We start from the raw sequence: 17,897 nt of genomic DNA, 5'->3' as shown, positions 1-17,897 counted from the left end.
TCCGCCCTATAAGCTTGGATAATATGACTTCATAACTAAACCCGATAATACTTATAAGGAAATTTACTTTTATTGCTGAAGCTTAATGAATCGCATAATTAAATAATTGGTAGACAATGGCTGTTATAGTATAGTATAATATAATCAAATTAAATATTTGAATATATGGTTAGCTTATCGCTATTAATAGGGAAACCGGTGAAAACCCGGTACAGCTGCCTCTACTGTAATAGACGACAATGCTTTATATGCCACCGCAGTCAATTGTGGGAAGGTTAAGCAGAGGATGAATCTTAAGTCAGGAGACCTGCCTATATTCTTATGTCAATAAGCCTCGGGTGGGAGGAGTATGAATAAAACACATAGCATATACGGCAAATTTATAGTGCTGTTTTAATGCTTTTATTTGTTTGGATATTTTAAATCCTGCCTTTATATTTTAGAGGCGGGATTTTTATGTTTTAAGGGATGCGCTCTAATCTCTGAAATAGGGGGTGTTAAGGTGGGGACTGATAAGAAAATACAGCTTAGCGAGAAGGAAGAGAAATTGATAAAGCTGCTTAGGGAAACAGAATTTGGAGAGATAAAGATCATAGTTCAGGATGGTATTCCTACAAGGGTAGAAGAGATTAAAAAATCCATAAAGCTCTAAAGCTTATGTACTGACCAGAAAACTGGAGGTGCCGTAAAGATAGATTACCGGTTCCTGCAGTTTTTTTATTTTGATTAAATGTAATTTGAAAATGGGAGGGTTAAAGGATGGGAGAAATAATTAAAAGGACTAAAAAATACTTGTCGCTGATTTTAGTTTTATCTATGTTATTCAGCATGTTTAGCGGTATATGCGGTCATGCTGATTATCGCAAAGACCAAATAGAAAAATCAGAGGAAGCTTTATCCCAAAGCCTGGGATTAAACCAGATTGATGATGAAGAAAGCGTAACAGAAGCGGTGTATACCGGCCAATCCACGGATAGGCTTGCAATTATGGGAGGAGATGGCGATCAAACTCTGCCTGTAAATTCTCCCCAAGAACAGCTAGATAAAAATCTTGCTTATATTCTTAAAAACACACAAGATCCGACCTTTGGAACGGGCGGCGGAGAATGGTCTGTCCTTTCTCTGGCAAGAGCAAACTACTCTGTGCCTGAAGGCTATTATAATATCTATTATAATAATGTAGTCAATGAAGTAAAAAAATTAATGATGGCTGATGAAGATAATAATAAACCTGAAGGCAGGCTTGATAAAAGCAAAGGCACCGAACACTCCAGATTAATCTTGGGGCTTACATCCATAGGCAGAGATATTACCAATGTTGCCGGTTATGATATCAGTAAGGCTCTTGCTGATTATAATTATGTTATTAGGCAGGGTATCAACGGCCCAATCTTTGCACTTATAGCATTTGATGCTCACAATTATGATATACCTAAAGCAGAAGAAACAGAAGAGCAAACTACAAGAGAAAAGCTTATTGATTATATTTTAGCCCGAGAGATTAAGGGCGGAGGCTGGGCATTAGGCGATAAGCCTTCTGCTCCGGATCCGGATATAACGGCAATGGCAATACAGGGACTGACGCCGTATTATGAAAAAGAAACTGCGGTAAAGATTGCCGTTGACAGAGCTCTTGATTGGCTGTCAAAAGCTCAAAAAGAAGATGGAGGTTTTGCAAGCTGGGGAAGTGTGAATTCCGAAAGCATTGCCCAAGTTGTTGTAGCTTTGACGGGTCTGGGAATAAATCCTCACACTGACGAGAGGTTTATCAAAAATGGACATTCAGCTATAGATGCCTTAATGACATTTGCAGTTCCGGAAGGCGGATTCTACCACATAAAACCTGGAGGCACAGGAAATGGCGGTGCGGAACCGGGAGTAATAGATGGCATGGCTACTGATCAGGGAACTTATGCTCTCGTCGCTTATGATAGATTTGTAAACAAAAAAAGCAGCTTATATGACATGGCTGATGTGGGAATACAAAAACCGGATACAAAAAAGCCCATAATAACAGTAGAAGGATTGGCTAATAATCAAAAAGTAACGGAAAAAGAATTAAGCTTTAAAGTAACGGCGAAAGACAATGCCGGTAAAAATATTATTCCTGTTGTCAAATTAAGGGGAGAAGTAATAACCGGAACGGATGGCAGATACACAGTTACTCTTATCGAAGGACAAAACATCATAACAATAGAGGCTGCTGATGTAGCAGGAAACAAATCGGATATAAGCTATAAGCTGATATATGAACCGAAGACCGAACCGGGGGGGCCTGTAAACCCAACTCCCACAAAAAAATATATAACTTTATCCATAGATAAAGAAACCATAAATAAAGGATATGTTATTAGTCCTGCAAAAGTAGAACTTCAATCAGGGGATACAGTTTGGACCTTGACTAAGAGAGAAATGGATAAGCGCGGCATAAAATACAAGTATGATTATTATGAAAAATACAAGAGCGTATATGTGCGATCCATAGCCGGAGACGGAGAATTCGACAATGGCGAAGGCAGCGGATGGATGTATAATGTAAATGGCTGGTATCCGAATTACGGGGCAAGCGTATACAGGTTGGAAGACGGAGACGTTTTGCAATGGAGATATACTACTGATTATGGTGTGGATCTGGGAGAAGATATTACTAAATGGGATATGCCGACTATAACTGTTGAAGGCATATCAGATAATAAAATATTCTCGCAAAGTGAAATCACGTTTAAAGTTACTGCAAAGTCCACATATGGACCTATAAAAGGTCAGGATGCCGATGTAACGGTCAAGTTAAACGGAAAGACTGTTGAAATGATAGGCGGAAGCTATACTGTTATATTGAAAGACGGAGATAACATACTGGAAATTACAGCAGTAGATTCAGAAGGCAACAAAAGGGATAAAAAATATAAGCTCATATATAAATCATCGGGTGCCGGCGGCGGAATCGGAGGCGGTGGCGGCAGCATCGGAGGCGGAGGCGGCGGTGGCGGCAGCATCGGCGGGGGAACCGGAGCCGGCACAGGCGGAGAAATAAGAGCAGCAACGGTTGACAATAATAAACCGGAGGACATGCAAAATGATCAGAACAAGATCATTGATCTGCAAAAATTATATGCAGACTCAAGCTCCATTTCGTCATGGGCCTTGGAATATATTAAAAGAGCATCTGAAAAAGGTTTTATATCGGGCTCTGATGGGAAGCTCAATCCTAAAGCCAATATTACCAGGGCAGAGTTTATAAAAATAATTGTTTCTGTCTTAGGAATTGATGTAAATCAAAATAAGGTCATTAATTTTAAAGATGTAAATGAAAATGATTGGTTTTATCCATACATAAACGCTGCCTATAAAGCAGGAATTACAGAAGGAAGCGGCAATGAATTTAATCCTAAGGATAATATTACCCGGGAACAAATGGCAGCAATAATAGTGAGAGCTTTAAACGAAGCTGATAAGGCCGCTGAATCAACCGCTGTATTTAATGATATGGATAAGGTTTCACCTTGGGCTAAATCCTATGTTGAGACTGCTTCAGCTTTAGGACTGATTGCAGGAAATAATGGAAGCTTTGATCCTAAATCCTTTGCCACAAAAGAGATGGCGATAGTTACAGCAATGAGGAGCTATGACTATAGAAACAGCAATAAAGCTGAAGATTCCATAGCGCCGAGGCCGGAGAAAACAGAGGATATTGAAAAGCCAATAAGCAAGGATGTTAAAAAGTCTATTGAAGAAACGGCAGAGTTTATGCAAAAAATAATTGCAAACCCTGTTGTGGCGAGTGTAGGCGGAGAATGGACGGTATTTGGGCTGGCACGCTCCGGTGTAAAGGTTCCAGATGAATATTATGCCGGATATTATTCAAATGTAGAAAAAACACTAAAAGAAAAATCGGGTAAGCTGCATGATATAAAATATACCGAATATGACAGAGTTATTTTGGCGTTAACGTCCATAGGCAAAGATGTCAAAAATGTGGCAGGATACGATTTAACAAAGCCTCTGGCAGACTTTAATACTCTGATCAAACAGGGGATCAACGGACCTATATTTGCGTTAATAGCATTGGATAGCAATAACTATGAAATACCTATAGATAAGGATGTCAAGGTACAAACTACAAGGCAAATGCTCATTGATTTTATCTTAGGCCGAGAGATTGACGGGGGAGGATGGGCCTTAGGAGTTAAGCCGTCTGCTGCGGATCCGGATATAACGGCAATGGCGATACAAGGCCTTGCACCATATTATAAAAAGGATGAAAATGTAAAAGCTGCGGTAGACAGAGCCATCATTTGGCTATCAGGGGCTCAAAAGAAAGATGGGGGTTATTTAAGCTGGGGCTCCATAAACTCTGAAAGCATAGCTCAGGTTATTGTGGCTTTGACAAGTTTAGGGATAGACCCCCACAATGATCCAAGGTTTATAAAAAACGGATATTCTGCAGTTGATGCACTCTTATCTTTTGCGGTACCGGAAGGCGGATTCTACCATGTAAAACCCGGCGGGACAGGGAATGGTGGAGCAGAGCCCGGAGTTGTTGACCCTATGGCTACTGATCAGGCTATGTATGCTCTTGTGGCATATAATAGATTTATAAACGGCCAAAATGGTCTCTATGATATGACTGATGTAAAAAAATAAATTTTTAGGTGAAAAAAATGAAAAACAAAAAGGTCATAGCAGGTTTATTGATAATATTCGCATTAACTGCTGCATTTTTCATGAGCGGAACAAAAGCGGTCGTACCCCTAAGCCCTGATGAGATAAATAATGATGCTGGCCTTGTTAAGGATATAGAATCTTTAGAAGTTAATATTGACGGGCATGCAGCCGATAAGGATGTTGCTGAAGCAGAGGGAGAACCGCTGAAACTGCTAAAGGATAAGCCTATAAAAGAGGAAGCTATACAACAAAAACCGGAGAAAAAAACAGGAGAAAAGGCTCCTAAGGATAAAGCTAAATCTGTAGGAGAGAAGATTAAAGAGCAAAAAGCAGAGAAAAAAAAGATAATAGAAGAAGACAATAAAAATAAAGATAAGAAAGACAAATATCTTACAGATCCCGTGCCTGAAGGCAAACCAAAACCGGTAGAGTGGCAGGAGGTAAAAGTTAATAAAGAAAAGAAGCTTTCTGCCACTTTATCAGTGACATGCAAATCTATATTAAATAATATGGACATGTTTAATATGGATAAGCTTGAGGTTTTACCCGAGGACGGCATAATATATCCCACAAAGGCAGTGGCTTTCTATGAAGGAGAATCTGTGTTTGATGTTTTATTAAGAGAGATGCAAGATAATAAAATCCATATGGAATTTGTAATGACACCCATCTATAACAGCAACTATATCGCAGGTATTAACAATTTGTATGAGTTTGATTGCGGAGAGCTCAGCGGCTGGATGTACAGGGTCAATAAATGGTTTCCCAACTATGGCTGCAGCCGGTATATGCTAAAGGACGGGGATGTAATCGAATGGATATATACCTGTGATTTAGGCCGTGATATAGGAGGAGAATGGGCAGTTACGGGAGGTGAAGAATGATGAGGGATAGTTTTTCAACCTTTCATCCTGTTGTGAACTTTACTTATTTTACAACAGTGATCCTTTTCAGCATGTTTTTTATGCATCCCATATTTCAAGGGATAGCCTTAACCAGCGCTTTTACATATTCAGTCAGCATAAAAGGTAAGAAAGGGATGAAGTTTAATCTCTTTTATTTGCTGCCTATGCTGCTGCTTATGGCTGCCCTCAATCCGGTCTTCAATCACGCGGGAGTTACTATACTATTTTACGCTAGAGACGGCAATCCTGTTACACTTGAATCCATACTCTATGGGATAGCTTCAGCGGCTATGTTTGTAAGCGTTATTCTATGGTTTTCCTGCTATAACGAGGTGATGACCTCAGATAAGTTTATTTACCTCTTTGGGAGAATTATTCCGGCTCTATCTTTAATTTTTTCCATGGTGCTCCGATTTGTGCCAAGATATACGGAACAAATAAAGGTCATCTCCAATGCCCAAAAATGTATTGGCAGAGATGTGTCCCAGGGCAATATAATACAAAGAGCTAAAAATGGCATTAAAATACTATCTATCATGACTACCTGGGCATTGGAAAATGCTATTGAAACAGCTGATTCTATGAGGTCCAGGGGATATGGCCTGCCAGGGCGAACCAGCTTTTCAATATTCACATTTGACAACAGAGACAAGATAATGTTTTCTATTATATTCGGATTGATAATAGCAGTGCTCACAGGTGCAGCAGCAGGTGAAAATACAATACGATTTTTTCCTTCAATAAAACACGCGGATATTACGGTTTATAGTCTCTTAGTGTATACAGCGTATTTCATTTTATGTATGATGCCGGTCATCATAAATATTCGGGAGGCAATCAGATGGAAACATATAGAATCAAGGATTTAAGCTTTACATATCCTCAAATGGATAAGAAAGCCCTTTCAAATATTAATCTTGCTATAGAAGGCGGTGAATTTGTTGCTATATGCGGGAAATCCGGCTCCGGGAAAAGCACCTTGGTGAGGCATTTAAAAACCTTGCTCACGCCTCACGGCAAAAAGGAAGGGAAAATTTATTTCTTTGGGCAGCCATTGGAAGAGGTTGAACATGCAGCTCAAGCATCTCAGATTGGGTATGTATTTCAAAGCCCTGATAATCAAATCGTCACCGATAAGGTATGGCATGAGCTTGCCTTCGGCCTTGAGAGCCTGGGCTATGACAAAAGCACTATTCGTCTTCGGGTAGCGGAAATGGCAAGCTTTTTCGGAATTCATAATTGGTTTTATAAAAAAGTAACTGAGCTTTCGGGAGGCCAAAAACAAATATTAAACCTGGCGGGGATTATGGCCATGCAGCCTGAGGTTCTGATACTTGATGAACCTGCATCTCAGCTGGACCCCATTGCCGCCTCAGATTTTATTGAAACAATAAAAAAGATAAATAGGGAGCTGGGGACCACAATCATCATTACCGAGCATCGTTTAGAAGAGATAATACCAGTATCAGATCGCCTTATTGTTATGGATGAAGGTTGCATTATAGCTGACGGTCCGCCGGAAGAAGCAGGTTTGAAATTAAATGAAATTGGACATCCTATGTTTTCGGCCATGACCTCTGCTATGCAGATATACGCAGGAGTAAAGAATGATTTGTCCTGTCCCGTAACTGTAAATCAAGGAAGAAGATGGGTTGATTCGTTTATGCAAGGCAAAGCTGTTAAAAAATCATATTCTGAAGTAAAAGACGATGCTCCAAAAAAGAATGTAATAATAAAGCTTAAGGATGTCTGGTTTAAATATGAAAAAAATCTCCCGGATGTCATAAAGGATTTGTCTTTAGAGGTAAGAGAAGGCGAATTTTATTGTATTGTAGGCGGCAACGGGGCGGGTAAGACAACGGCATTATCTGTCATAAGCGGCATACAAACCCCCTATAGAGGAAGGGTTCTGGTAAAGGGCAAGGATATTGCAAAGATGAACGCCAAGGAAAGGTACAGAAACAATCTAGGGATACTGCCTCAAAATCCGCAAAGCCTGTTTGTGAAAAAGACAGTAAAGCTGGATCTGCTAGAAATGCTTTCTGATATGAAATTGACTGACACACAGAAAGAAGAAAAAATTAAGAGGATAGCGGATATTGCGGAGTTAAATGATCTGCTTTCTATGCATCCTTATGATTTAAGCGGAGGAGAACAGCAAAGAGCAGCTCTTGCTAAGGTCTTGCTGTTAGGACCTGCAATATTGCTGCTGGATGAACCTACCAAGGGGTTGGACAGCTTCTTTAAGGAAAAATTGGCAAATATTTTAAGAACCTTAACTTCCCAGGGTGTAACGGTGGTTATGGTATCTCATGATATTGAATTTTGTGCAAAGCATGGAGATAGATGCGCCATGTTTTTTGACGGGAGTATAATAAGCTCAAATACTGCAAAGAAATTTTTCTCAGGAAATAGTTTCTATACCACTGCGGCAAATCGAATAGCCAGGCACATATGGACTGATGCGGTAACCATAGGAGATGTGATTCGTCTATGCAAAGAAAGCAGTTAAAAGACAATCCCTTAAGCCGCAGAACATTAGCTTCGGCGGTGCTTATTCTATTTGTAATTCCTGCTACTATTTTATTTGGAGTATTTTTCTTAAATGATCGAAAATATTATTTTATCAGCCTTCTGATAGTGATTTATACTATGCTTCCCTTTGTAATGATATTTGAAAGCAGGAGGCCCCAGGCCAGAGAACTGATTGTTATTGCAGTTTTGGCAGCTATTGCAGTTGCAGGCCGTGCAGCTTTTTTCATGCTGCCGCAGTTCAAGCCTGTAGTTGCTGTCGTTATTATTGCCGGAGTTTGCTTTGGCGCCGAATCAGGCTTTCTTGTAGGTGCGGTGGCCGGATTTGCCTCTAATTTCTTTTTCGGTCAAGGCCCATGGACGCCTTGGCAAATGTTCTGTTTTGGAATTATAGGATTTTTAGCAGGCATTTTATTTCAGAAAGGAATCCTTAAAAAAACGAGAGCATCCTTATGCATTTATGGAGGCTTATCTACATTTTTCATCTATGGAGGCATTATTGATATTGGCAGCCTTCTGATATTTACCTCTCATTTTTCTTGGAAGGCATTGATGGCTACCTATATTACAGGGTTCTGGTTTAATATGGTACATGCTGTCGCCACAGTTTTCTTTCTATACTTTATATCCCAGCCTATGATTGAAAAGCTGGATAGAATTAAAATAAAATACGGACTTATCGAGGCGGATCAGATCGCCAATAGCTGACCGGAAAACCGGAGGCACTGCTCATTACGGGTGGTGCCTTTTAATATAGATTGTAGAGAAACATCGAGAAAGCTGTGAGAATGAAACAGGAAAAATTTTTGCAATGCAAGGGTTTCAGAGACTAAAAAAATAAAAGGGGGAAAATGAAATGAAAAAGAACCTTTCAAGAGTTTTTTCAATGCTGCTGGTGTTTACGCTTGCATTCAGCCTAATGGGGCCTCAGGTTTTTGCAGCCACTATAACCGGTGTAACCTTCGATGATCCGGCAGATTTTGCTATTGTCCGGACAGCAGGTGCTACAGAGTCAATAAAGGCAGTGGCGTTGACAGGTACGGGAACTCCGGGAGACCCTTATGGCAAACAGGATATTGTGGATGCAGCCAATGTTTCATGGACAAGCACAAATACGGGTATTGTTAAATTCCTAAGCGGAGGCTCTGAGGTAAATTCAATATCCGGAACAGACACTGTGACTATAAAAGTAGTAGGCGCAGGAAGAGCCAATGTTGTAGCATCCTATGCCGGGTATACGGTTCATTCGGTTGTGGACTCCAGCACGGATAGCAACACTTTGTCAACAGGCATTGATCTCGAAGTTAAAGGCAAAGTCACAGACCACTTTACAATCAATGATATGGATGTGCAGTTGTTTTCTTTGAAGGCCATATTTGGACCTTCCTATAATGATTCCAGTGTGCTCCAAAACAAGGTGACTGCTCTCCATGCACTGCTTTATGGCTTGGAAAGATATTATGACCCAGACTATTCAGGGGGAGTAGAAGTAACGGATGTCCATGATCCCGCCTGGGATTGGGATTGGGTTTCTACCAATGTGATGATTAACTATGGCGGGGCCTATGTATACAAAATAGGCGCAGATATCAACTGGTGGGTTTATAAGGTAAACGGCTCATCACCGGCTTACGGGGCATCCCAATATGTATTGTCCAATAATGCAGTGGTATACTGGGAGTCGCTAAAGTAGGTTATATAATAGAATAACAAGACCGAAAGAGGGTCTGAGTCTCTAAATATTTTGCTAAAGGAGAATCAAATTTGGGGTTCTCCTTTAGCGCCGTAATAAAGAGAAAAGGAGAGATGCAGTATTATGAAGAAAAAGAAGAAAATATATCTGTTTATTTTGACTTGCATTTTTATGTTTTACGCTGTTTATCCCGCCTTTGCCGCAGGCATCACCATGGATCCGTATAAAGATAGATATAAGGCTGGAGAAAATATAGAGTTGATAGCGGAGGATTTTATATATGAAGATGGAGTGAATTGGTACTATAAAGATAAAGACGGGGGAAAAGTAGTCATTAATGAGGATGGGGGCCGCATCCAATCCTTAGTGATCCCTAAGAATGATACGGAAGAAACTGTAACCTCTGTAGTATACGCTGTATATGGAGGGGATGCCAGGTGGACAGAGTTTAGCATTGCTCCGAAAACTTTCAAGCAAACAAGCTTATATCCTTTGCATAAAAGAAAGGGAAATTTAGATAAACCTACAGAGGTTTGTATCGGTTTTGACAGAGAAGTAATAATTGACAATGAAGTAAACTCTAGGGTAAAGGTTTATGCCGGAGGCAATGAAAAGACCCCTACACCAACGGAAACACCTGAAAGAACTTATGAGAATGTTCTAAAGCTAAAGGATGACAATAAGACTGTAGTATTAGATTTAGAGAGTATATGGTCAAGCGGAAACTGGTATTACATAGAAGTGGAAGGAGCAGCTATTTGCGATAAAAATAACCCTGATATCAAGTTTGAGGGCATAAAAAATGGGGATTGGTATTTTATGCTGCTTGAACCTAGAAATATTGAGATAAATAATAAAGCTGTAAAGGCCAATATGCCCATAGGTACAAGTCAGGCTTTGAGTTACATAGAATATAACGGATTTTCAAATGTGATATGGGAATCAAGCAATAGTGATGTCATTAAAATTGAGAAAACAGTTGACTGGAATGGAAAAGTTAAATGGACTGCCACGGCTAAAAGCGCGGGCAAGGCTACAATTAAGGTATATTGTGTAGGATATGAAGATATAAACGCCGAAATGAAAATAAATGTGCAAGTTCCTAAGGATATAAAGCTTGTATATCTTGAGACTGAAAAAGAGGTTCATGAGTTGACCTTAGGCATAGATGAGGTGGAGGATATAACAGTCCTTGTATTGGATCAATTTGGAAGCAATATGGGTTCTCCGGTGCCTGTTGAATGGAATTGGGAAGGAGAAGCAGCCGGGTATATAACAGAGGATACCAGCGGAGGCTCAGCTACTCCAAACTGGGGACATATTAGTGGAGTTAAGGAAGGCCAGACCAAGGCTACGGTTTCTGTAAAAATATCCGAGGAAGAATACGCTTCAAAGGAGCTTATTATAAATGTGGTTCCTCAAAGCTATGAAATAAAAGAACTCGCAAAATTCTCAGGCGGCACATGGTTAACTCCCCCCAGCGGCTATCATGAAATGGATGAAAAAGGGATATTGTTTTATGTGACCGACGGGAAAGCATCGGCTATAGACGGAAAAACCGGGAACGCATTATGGGGTCCCATAAATTTAACCTCTGAATATGGAGTCGATTTTGGGCTTCCCCAGTTGGATGGAGAAGGAAATATATATGTATCCGGCATTCCCAAGGATGACGGGTGGGGTGGTACGACGGAAAAGACTGTGCTTGTTTGCCTGAAAGCTGAGGATGGCAGTGAGCGTTGGAGCTTTTCGGGACAACCATCCGATGCTTCTGCGGGAATAAGGGATATAAGAATAGGAGAAAAATTTATTTATGTACTGACTAAGAATGGAAAGCTTTATCAGATTAATAAGTCTGATGGCAGTGCTTCCTGGACAAATCCGTTGGCTGTAGAGACGAATAATCTGGAAGCAGATTCGGAAGGGCTGAGAGGCAACGGAGTTATGCTCCTTTTGAAGGATGGGGGATTGTATATTTCAGAGGGCGATTCCATAAGCTTTATAAGTGAGGATGGAGAGAAGCAGCAAATTTATAAAGAAACAGGAGCAAAGCTTTATTTAGAAGACAGGGGTAAGGATAGCATGATATTGCAGAAGAAATCAGGGGAGAAATATGAGCTTTTGTCTATAGACAAGGAAGGAAACAAAAAATGGGAGTGCTCCGAGATTTCCGGAAGGGTAGCGGCAAGCAGTGATGAAGATGGAAATGTATATGCGGTTCAAATTACAGATGAAGAAAATGAAAGAGAAAGCAAAGCTTATTTTCTCAATGGAAATGATGGCGCAGTGAAAAAAACCATAAGCCTTGAAACCGTTGTTAGCCTGAGAATCGGAGATCCTTCCAAAAGTATATTCAAGCCTGTTATAGGCGCGGATGGCCTTGTTTATATAAGCATCCGGGGGGTTTTTGTATTGAATAAATCAGGAGACCTGTTGAGAACCGTTCAGCTTTCTTATTTAGATGGGAAAAGGTTTGTAGCTGTTCCAAGGACCATGACTGTTGATAAAGCAGGGAAAATCTTTGTAAGTGCAGGCAGAAGAGGACTCATAGCTATGACTGAAAGAGCTGAGACAGAAGGCCTCAATATCAAACTGGAAGGTCATGAGCATCTGAGCTTAGACAGCTGCAAGGATATGATGCTCAAGCTGAAAAATAATTCTGATAAGAATGAAGACATAGTTATAAAGACTGTTCTTGTTGACAGGCGAACAGCTGAAATCCTCAGTCATACTTCCTTTGAGGATGCTGTTGCTGCAAAGGAAACAAAGAATTATTCTATGGGTATAAAGATACCTTCTGCAGGAAGCTTTAAAGTCGAGATAAGCATAACTGATAAGACCGGAAAAGTCCTTTGGAATGAAGAAGTATTAATAAATGAATAGAGGTGATAGTTATGAAAATGCTTTGTAAAAGAATTTTTGCCTATGTGTTAATGCTTTGCATCATATTTGGAGGAATTCAGTTCTCTGTATTAGCAGAAAAGGAAAAGGCCACTCTTCAGGATATTGAGGATGCCATTAATTTAACCCTTGGATATTATAGAGACAAGTCTATTATAGAACTTGATTGGGAGGCAGTGTCAATAAACGCCGTAGGCGGAGAAGTGAATACTTTTGGAACTTATGGACTTTCCTATATAGATCAGTTAAAAAAGAAAATAAAGACAAATGGAATAGATATCATAGGAAAACAGATGACAGATTATGAGAGGACTTCCTTGGGCATATTATCGGCAGGTGAGGATCCTACCGATTTTCAGGGGGTCAACCTTATAGATAAAATAGCGGAATGGCCTAATCTAAGTCAGGGAATAAATGCCGGGATATGGGGGCTCATAGCCTTTGATGCAGCCAATGCGAAAATACCAGAGGGCGCCGTAAATACAAGGGAAAGCCTTATAGATTATATACTTAAAACAAAAGCCGGCACAGGCTGGAGCTATGGAGGCACAGAGCCGGATCCTGATATGACGGGTATGGCCTTATATGCTTTAGCACCATACAGAGAGCGCCTTGATGTAAAAAAGGCAGGAGAAGCGGCAATACAATGGCTCAGTGAGAACCAAAAAGATACAGGCGGCTACGCTTCCTGGGGAACTTGGAATTCAGAATCCATCTCTCAGGTAATACTGGGAATCACCGCATGGGGAGTAGACCCTCAGGGTGAAAAGTTCACAAAAGATAATGGCAATGCAGTCACAGCCCTTTTGGAGTATCAGATAAAAACAGGGGCAGATAAAGGCATGTTCATGCACACGACAACGCCGGATGCTGTGTTTGCTACGCCTCAAGGACTTCAAGCTCTTGCTGCCTTGAGGCAGTATTATGACAAAGGATTTTCCACCGTATTCTATCATATCGTTACAAGCGGAGGACCGGCAGATGAAATAACAGGGCTGACCCTTTCTCCTTACGGTCTGGAGCTGGAGCAAGGAAAAACCTTTGAGCTGGGCCTGAAAAACCAAAGAGATTTCTTCATATCAAATGATAAAGCTCAATGGAGCACAGATAGACCGGAAATCGCATCTGTAGATGAAAATGGAGTGCTGACGGCTAAGAAGACCGGAGAAGTAAATGTTACGGCGGTTTTGAAAACGAATCCTCCAGTTAATGCATATATGCAGGTAAAAGTGGTGGAATTGCCATTTATAATAGAAGATGTAACGGACAGCCCGCCGATTAGCGGCAAAAAAGGCATCAAGGTAAAGCTCACCAACAAGACGGAAAAGGAACAAAATGTTCTTTGCATAGCAGGGCTTTATGAAAAGGGAACGGAAAGGCTTAATAAGCTAAATTATATTGAAAAGACTTTTAAAGCGGGAGAAATTCATGTTTTTGAAGCTGAGTTTGATGTTGCGGAAGCTTATAAGAATAATTATGAAATACGTGTGCTTATCTGGGAAAACTGGTCAAAGGCAAGGCCCTTTGCTCCGGCTTATATGAGATAAGGCAAGATAATATGATTACCTTATTTTAGGAGGGATATGATGAAGAGTATACAAAAAAGCGCCTTGGCCATGCTGTTGATATTCATAATGCTTTTTAGCCTCATGCCTGAGCTTTATGCCTTTGATGATTTAACCGCTAACATAAAATCGGAAGGCTCAGAAGTTCTGATAGAGGGTGTTACGACCCCGGACAACTTTGTAAGCCTAGTGGTGACCAGAGATAAAGACGGAGATCGGATGTATGCGTCTCAAACAAAATCCGATGCAAAGGGAGATTATAAATTTGCATTTCAGCTGGATAAAGGAAAATATGATGCTGTCTTAAGCAGCAATGGTATACAAAGGCTTAGAAGCTTTCAAATAAAAAGCGGTGCCGCTGCCACAGCTACAGTAAGGGCTGAAGGTATAGAAAAGACCCTGCTTCCCCTTACAGAAATTGCTATAGAGGATGGCGAAAGCACTCTTATAAAAACAATAGAAAAAGCATTAATTAAGGGAAATGTTCCCTACATCATGGTTGGAGAACTAGTGCAGACAATAGACGGCGAAGACGGCTGGCAGTATATGCTGAATGGAAAGGGCGGGCAGATAACCCCGGCTACCAAGCTCAATGCCGGTGATGAGATAGTGCTTGTGCGGGGGCATTTGGTAAATCCTATAATAACAAAGCTGGAAGTCTCAAAAAACAAACTGGAACTGGGAGAAAGCTTTGCAGCGAGACTGGTAAAAATAGAGGATGGAAGCGGCCCTTTAGAGGATATGCTTGTCCGGTTTGAAGAGCAGGAGAAAAGCACTGATGAAAATGGAATAGTTACCTTTGATACGGAGTTGAGAGGGGCCTATAAAGTGGAGGCTCCTATGGAGGGAAGACTTATAAGGCCTGCGCCCGTATTAGTTGAAGCCACCAAGGAAAAGCCTCGGCCAAGCTATGGCAAGATGTCGATAAAGATGAGAATAGAAGGCTACAAAGGAACTATATTTGACGGTACTATAGATTTTGATACGGAGGATTATAAAGGATCGGAAGGGAAATATATTTTTACCGATATTGATGGTAAAAAATATACCAATTCAAATCCTACTGTGCTCCTTGCAACAATATTGGCATTAAATAAGGCAAATATAGGAAATAATAAAGCCGCTTATAACGACAACTATATGGCAAGGATTTCAGGAGAAGAGGAATTTGATTTTGCCAAAGAGCATTCTACCTGCGGATGGATGATAAGGTCAAATAATCAATTGATTTATGAGGGAGTAGGAACATGGCCTATAAGAGATGGTGACAGCATATTGTGGACGTATACGGCCATGGATGCCCATACGGGATATATAGAAGCAAGCTCGCAGTCTTTAAAAACAGGAGAAAAACTCATAGTAAACGTTACCGGGAGAAGTAATAGAGACAAGGATATAGGCGGATATGGACATAAGACTGCAATAGAAGGGGCTACAGTATATGTAGGAGACAGGACATACACTACAGATAAGAATGGGAAAGCAGAAATATTAATGGACAAAGAGGGTTCCTTTGAAGTTTATGCATTAAAGCAGGACAAGAGCTCTGTATATAAAGGCTATAGTTTCCCGCTGGTTTCCAAAACGGAAAGGGTAAAGGTTGTAGTGACAAGCGGCAGCTCAGGAAATGATTCAGATAAAGTACCGCCTGTTATTACAGCAACGGTAAAGAATGAAACAGTAAATACGGGCTTATACAAATTTACTGCCGGTGCAACAGATGATAAAGATGGCAGTGTGGATGTCGTTGTAAAGCATAATGACAAGAAAGTAGAAGCTAAAGACCAATACTATGAAATAACTTTACGGCCCGGAGTGAACAAAATTGAGATTTTTGCTTGGGACAAGGCAGGGAATGAAGCAAAACAAACTTATACTATAAACTATGAAATACAAAAAACTTATGCGGTGACTTTTGAAACAACTCCCAAAGAGGCAAGAGTAATTGTAAAAGATAAAGAAGGCAATGAGGTTAAAGCAGAAAAAGACAAAACCTATAGATTAAAGTCCGGGAAATACATCTACACGGTAAGTGCCTCAGGCTATAATACGAAGACGGAAGCCTTTGCTGTTATGGACGAATCCAAAACAATTAGAGTGGACTTAATAAAATCCAATAGCGGAGGCAATGGCGGCAAAGATAATAGCAGCAGCGGCGGCAGCGGAAAAGAGAAAAGCACTGGGAGTAATAATTCTGCAGAAAAGAAAGAAAAGACCAATGTTATAGGGGGAGTCTTGGCTCCAAAGATAATAGTAAAAGATGATATTGGGATTGCGACATTAAGCAGCAGTGATGTCAAAGAAGCATTAAAAGATTTAAAAGCAAGAGGAAAAGATACTCTTCACATTGATCTCGCAAAGACTCCCAGGGCAAATGGGTATCAAGTTTCGTTTGGCAAAGAAACCTGTATGGAAGTTAAAGGATCTGACATAAGTAAAATTAAGATTACTACAGTAGCGGGCGATGTCTATATGAACATTAAAACCTTCAGGGGCTTAAGCCAAAATGCTGCGGAGGACTTGACAATCAAAATAAATGCGGAAAATCTTTATGGTGATATACAGGGTTTAAAAAACGCAATTAGAGTCACTATTATGGTAGGAGATAAAGAAGTAAAAACTTTGCAAATTGATAAAATTCATTTAGAAATGCCATGCAGCTTAAATAGCAATGAAGAAGCAAATGTTTTTATAGGAGGGCGTATTGTTAATAGTATCTTTCAGGTTGTAAAAGGTGCTCAATACAAAGACGGCAAGCTTGATCTACCCGTGAAAGAACTTGGCATCTATGGAATCAAATATAACCCTGTTGAATTCAGCGACACAATAAATCACTGGGCCAAAGACAGCATAAACTATTTAGCAGCCAGAGGGATCATCAAGGGCACCGGCAAAAATACTTTTAATCCGAATAAAACCTTGAGCCGTGGTGAATTTATTCATATGCTGGTCAATTCCATTGATTATATAGAACTGTCTGATGCTAAAGCTGAAAGCTTTGAAGATGTGTCAGAAGGACAATGGTATACAGATAGCATCAAGTGGACTGCGGAACATAAAGTCATTAAAGGCTATGATAATGGTAAATTTGGAGTAAATGATCTCATTACCAGAGAACAAATGGCAGTAATACTGGTGAATTTTGCTGAAGCAACAGGCTTAACCCTTGGCGAAATAAAGGGAAAGACAGGTTTTTCTGATGAGGGGAATATCTCATCTTATGCTGGAGCCGCTGTAAAATCCATAGCAAGCTCAGGGATCATGAGAGGAAAAGGCAATAATAAGTTTGCCCCGAAGGATAATGCTACCAGAGCTGAAGCGGCTATGGTGCTTAAAAAACTGTTGAGCAATGAATAAAGCAACTGAAATCAATCATTTCTGCAAGCTTCATTCTTATACTTTATATTCCAGCCTATGATTGAAAGGCTGGATAGAATTAAAATAAAATGCGGGCTTATTGAGACGGATCAAATCGTCAATAGCTGACCGGAAAACCGGAGGCACTGCTCATTACGGGTGGTGCCTCAATTTTTTGCCCAGAGATAATATGGTGCAAATGAAACGGCCGGATAATGAAGAGCTTATTGAAGGGAGGTGATGACAATGAAGGATGATAACGAGTGATGATGCGGTTTT

At 40.3% G+C, this 17,897-nt stretch carries 10 protein-coding genes and 1 riboswitch; all 10 genes read left to right on the top strand.

The genetic code is table 11. The features are described from left to right. The first annotated feature begins 148 nt into the window (after window positions 1–148). A riboswitch (cobalamin riboswitch) is annotated at window positions 149–329 on the top strand. Between the two features lie 173 nt (window positions 330–502). The 10 genes from AC4HCY_RS15565 to AC4HCY_RS15520 all read left to right on the top strand — a co-directional run bounded on the left by AC4HCY_RS15565 (window position 503) and on the right by AC4HCY_RS15520 (window position 17,618). After that, the gene (locus AC4HCY_RS15565; protein WP_323430382.1) at window positions 503–652 is read left to right on the top strand and encodes a DUF2292 domain-containing protein; all 150 of its coding nucleotides are present in this window, start codon (window positions 503–505) and stop codon (window positions 650–652) included. Window positions 653–759: 107 nt separating this feature from the next. After that, window positions 760–4,644, top strand: coding sequence for an S-layer homology domain-containing protein (locus AC4HCY_RS15560; RefSeq protein WP_491094581.1), 3,885 nt, complete (start codon window positions 760–762; stop codon window positions 4,642–4,644). Window positions 4,645–4,661: 17 nt separating this feature from the next. Beyond that, window positions 4,662–5,549: a DUF4430 domain-containing protein gene (locus tag AC4HCY_RS15555; protein ID WP_323430384.1), complete on the top strand. Its 888-nt coding sequence runs from the start codon at window positions 4,662–4,664 to the stop codon at window positions 5,547–5,549. Further along, a complete protein-coding gene (locus AC4HCY_RS15550; protein ID WP_323430397.1) occupies window positions 5,549–6,439 on the top strand; it encodes an energy-coupling factor transporter transmembrane component T in 891 nt (296 codons plus the stop codon). Before AC4HCY_RS15555 ends, AC4HCY_RS15550 begins: the two co-directional genes overlap by 1 nt. Next, on the top strand, window positions 6,412–8,082 hold the full coding sequence (locus AC4HCY_RS15545) for an ABC transporter ATP-binding protein (protein WP_323430385.1): 1,671 nt from the start codon (window positions 6,412–6,414) through the stop codon (window positions 8,080–8,082). The genes AC4HCY_RS15550 and AC4HCY_RS15545 overlap by 28 nt, the downstream gene beginning before the upstream one ends. Continuing rightward, complete coding sequence (locus tag AC4HCY_RS15540; RefSeq protein WP_491094579.1) at window positions 8,064–8,810, top strand: ECF transporter S component; 747 nt, start codon at window positions 8,064–8,066, stop codon at window positions 8,808–8,810. Before AC4HCY_RS15545 ends, AC4HCY_RS15540 begins: the two co-directional genes overlap by 19 nt. Before the next feature lie 148 nt (window positions 8,811–8,958). Then, window positions 8,959–9,795: a DUF4430 domain-containing protein gene (locus tag AC4HCY_RS15535; protein ID WP_323430387.1), complete on the top strand. Its 837-nt coding sequence runs from the start codon at window positions 8,959–8,961 to the stop codon at window positions 9,793–9,795. A gap of 123 nt (window positions 9,796–9,918) precedes the next feature. Next, on the top strand, window positions 9,919–12,678 hold the full coding sequence (locus AC4HCY_RS15530; RefSeq protein ID WP_491094578.1) for an outer membrane protein assembly factor BamB family protein: 2,760 nt from the start codon (window positions 9,919–9,921) through the stop codon (window positions 12,676–12,678). An 11-nt stretch (window positions 12,679–12,689) separates the two neighbouring features. After that, window positions 12,690–14,243, top strand: a complete 1,554-nt coding sequence (locus tag AC4HCY_RS15525; protein ID WP_491094577.1) for an Ig-like domain-containing protein — start codon at window positions 12,690–12,692, stop codon at window positions 14,241–14,243. Window positions 14,244–14,279: 36 nt separating this feature from the next. Then, window positions 14,280–17,618, top strand: a complete 3,339-nt coding sequence (locus AC4HCY_RS15520; RefSeq protein ID WP_491094576.1) for an S-layer homology domain-containing protein — start codon at window positions 14,280–14,282, stop codon at window positions 17,616–17,618. Window positions 17,619–17,897: the final 279 nt, after the last annotated feature.

It is taken from the genome of Lutispora sp. QWL-02 (assembly GCF_058315355.1).
The sequence above is the reverse complement of the archived record's forward strand: the minus strand, read 5'-3'. Positions and strand labels throughout refer to the sequence as shown.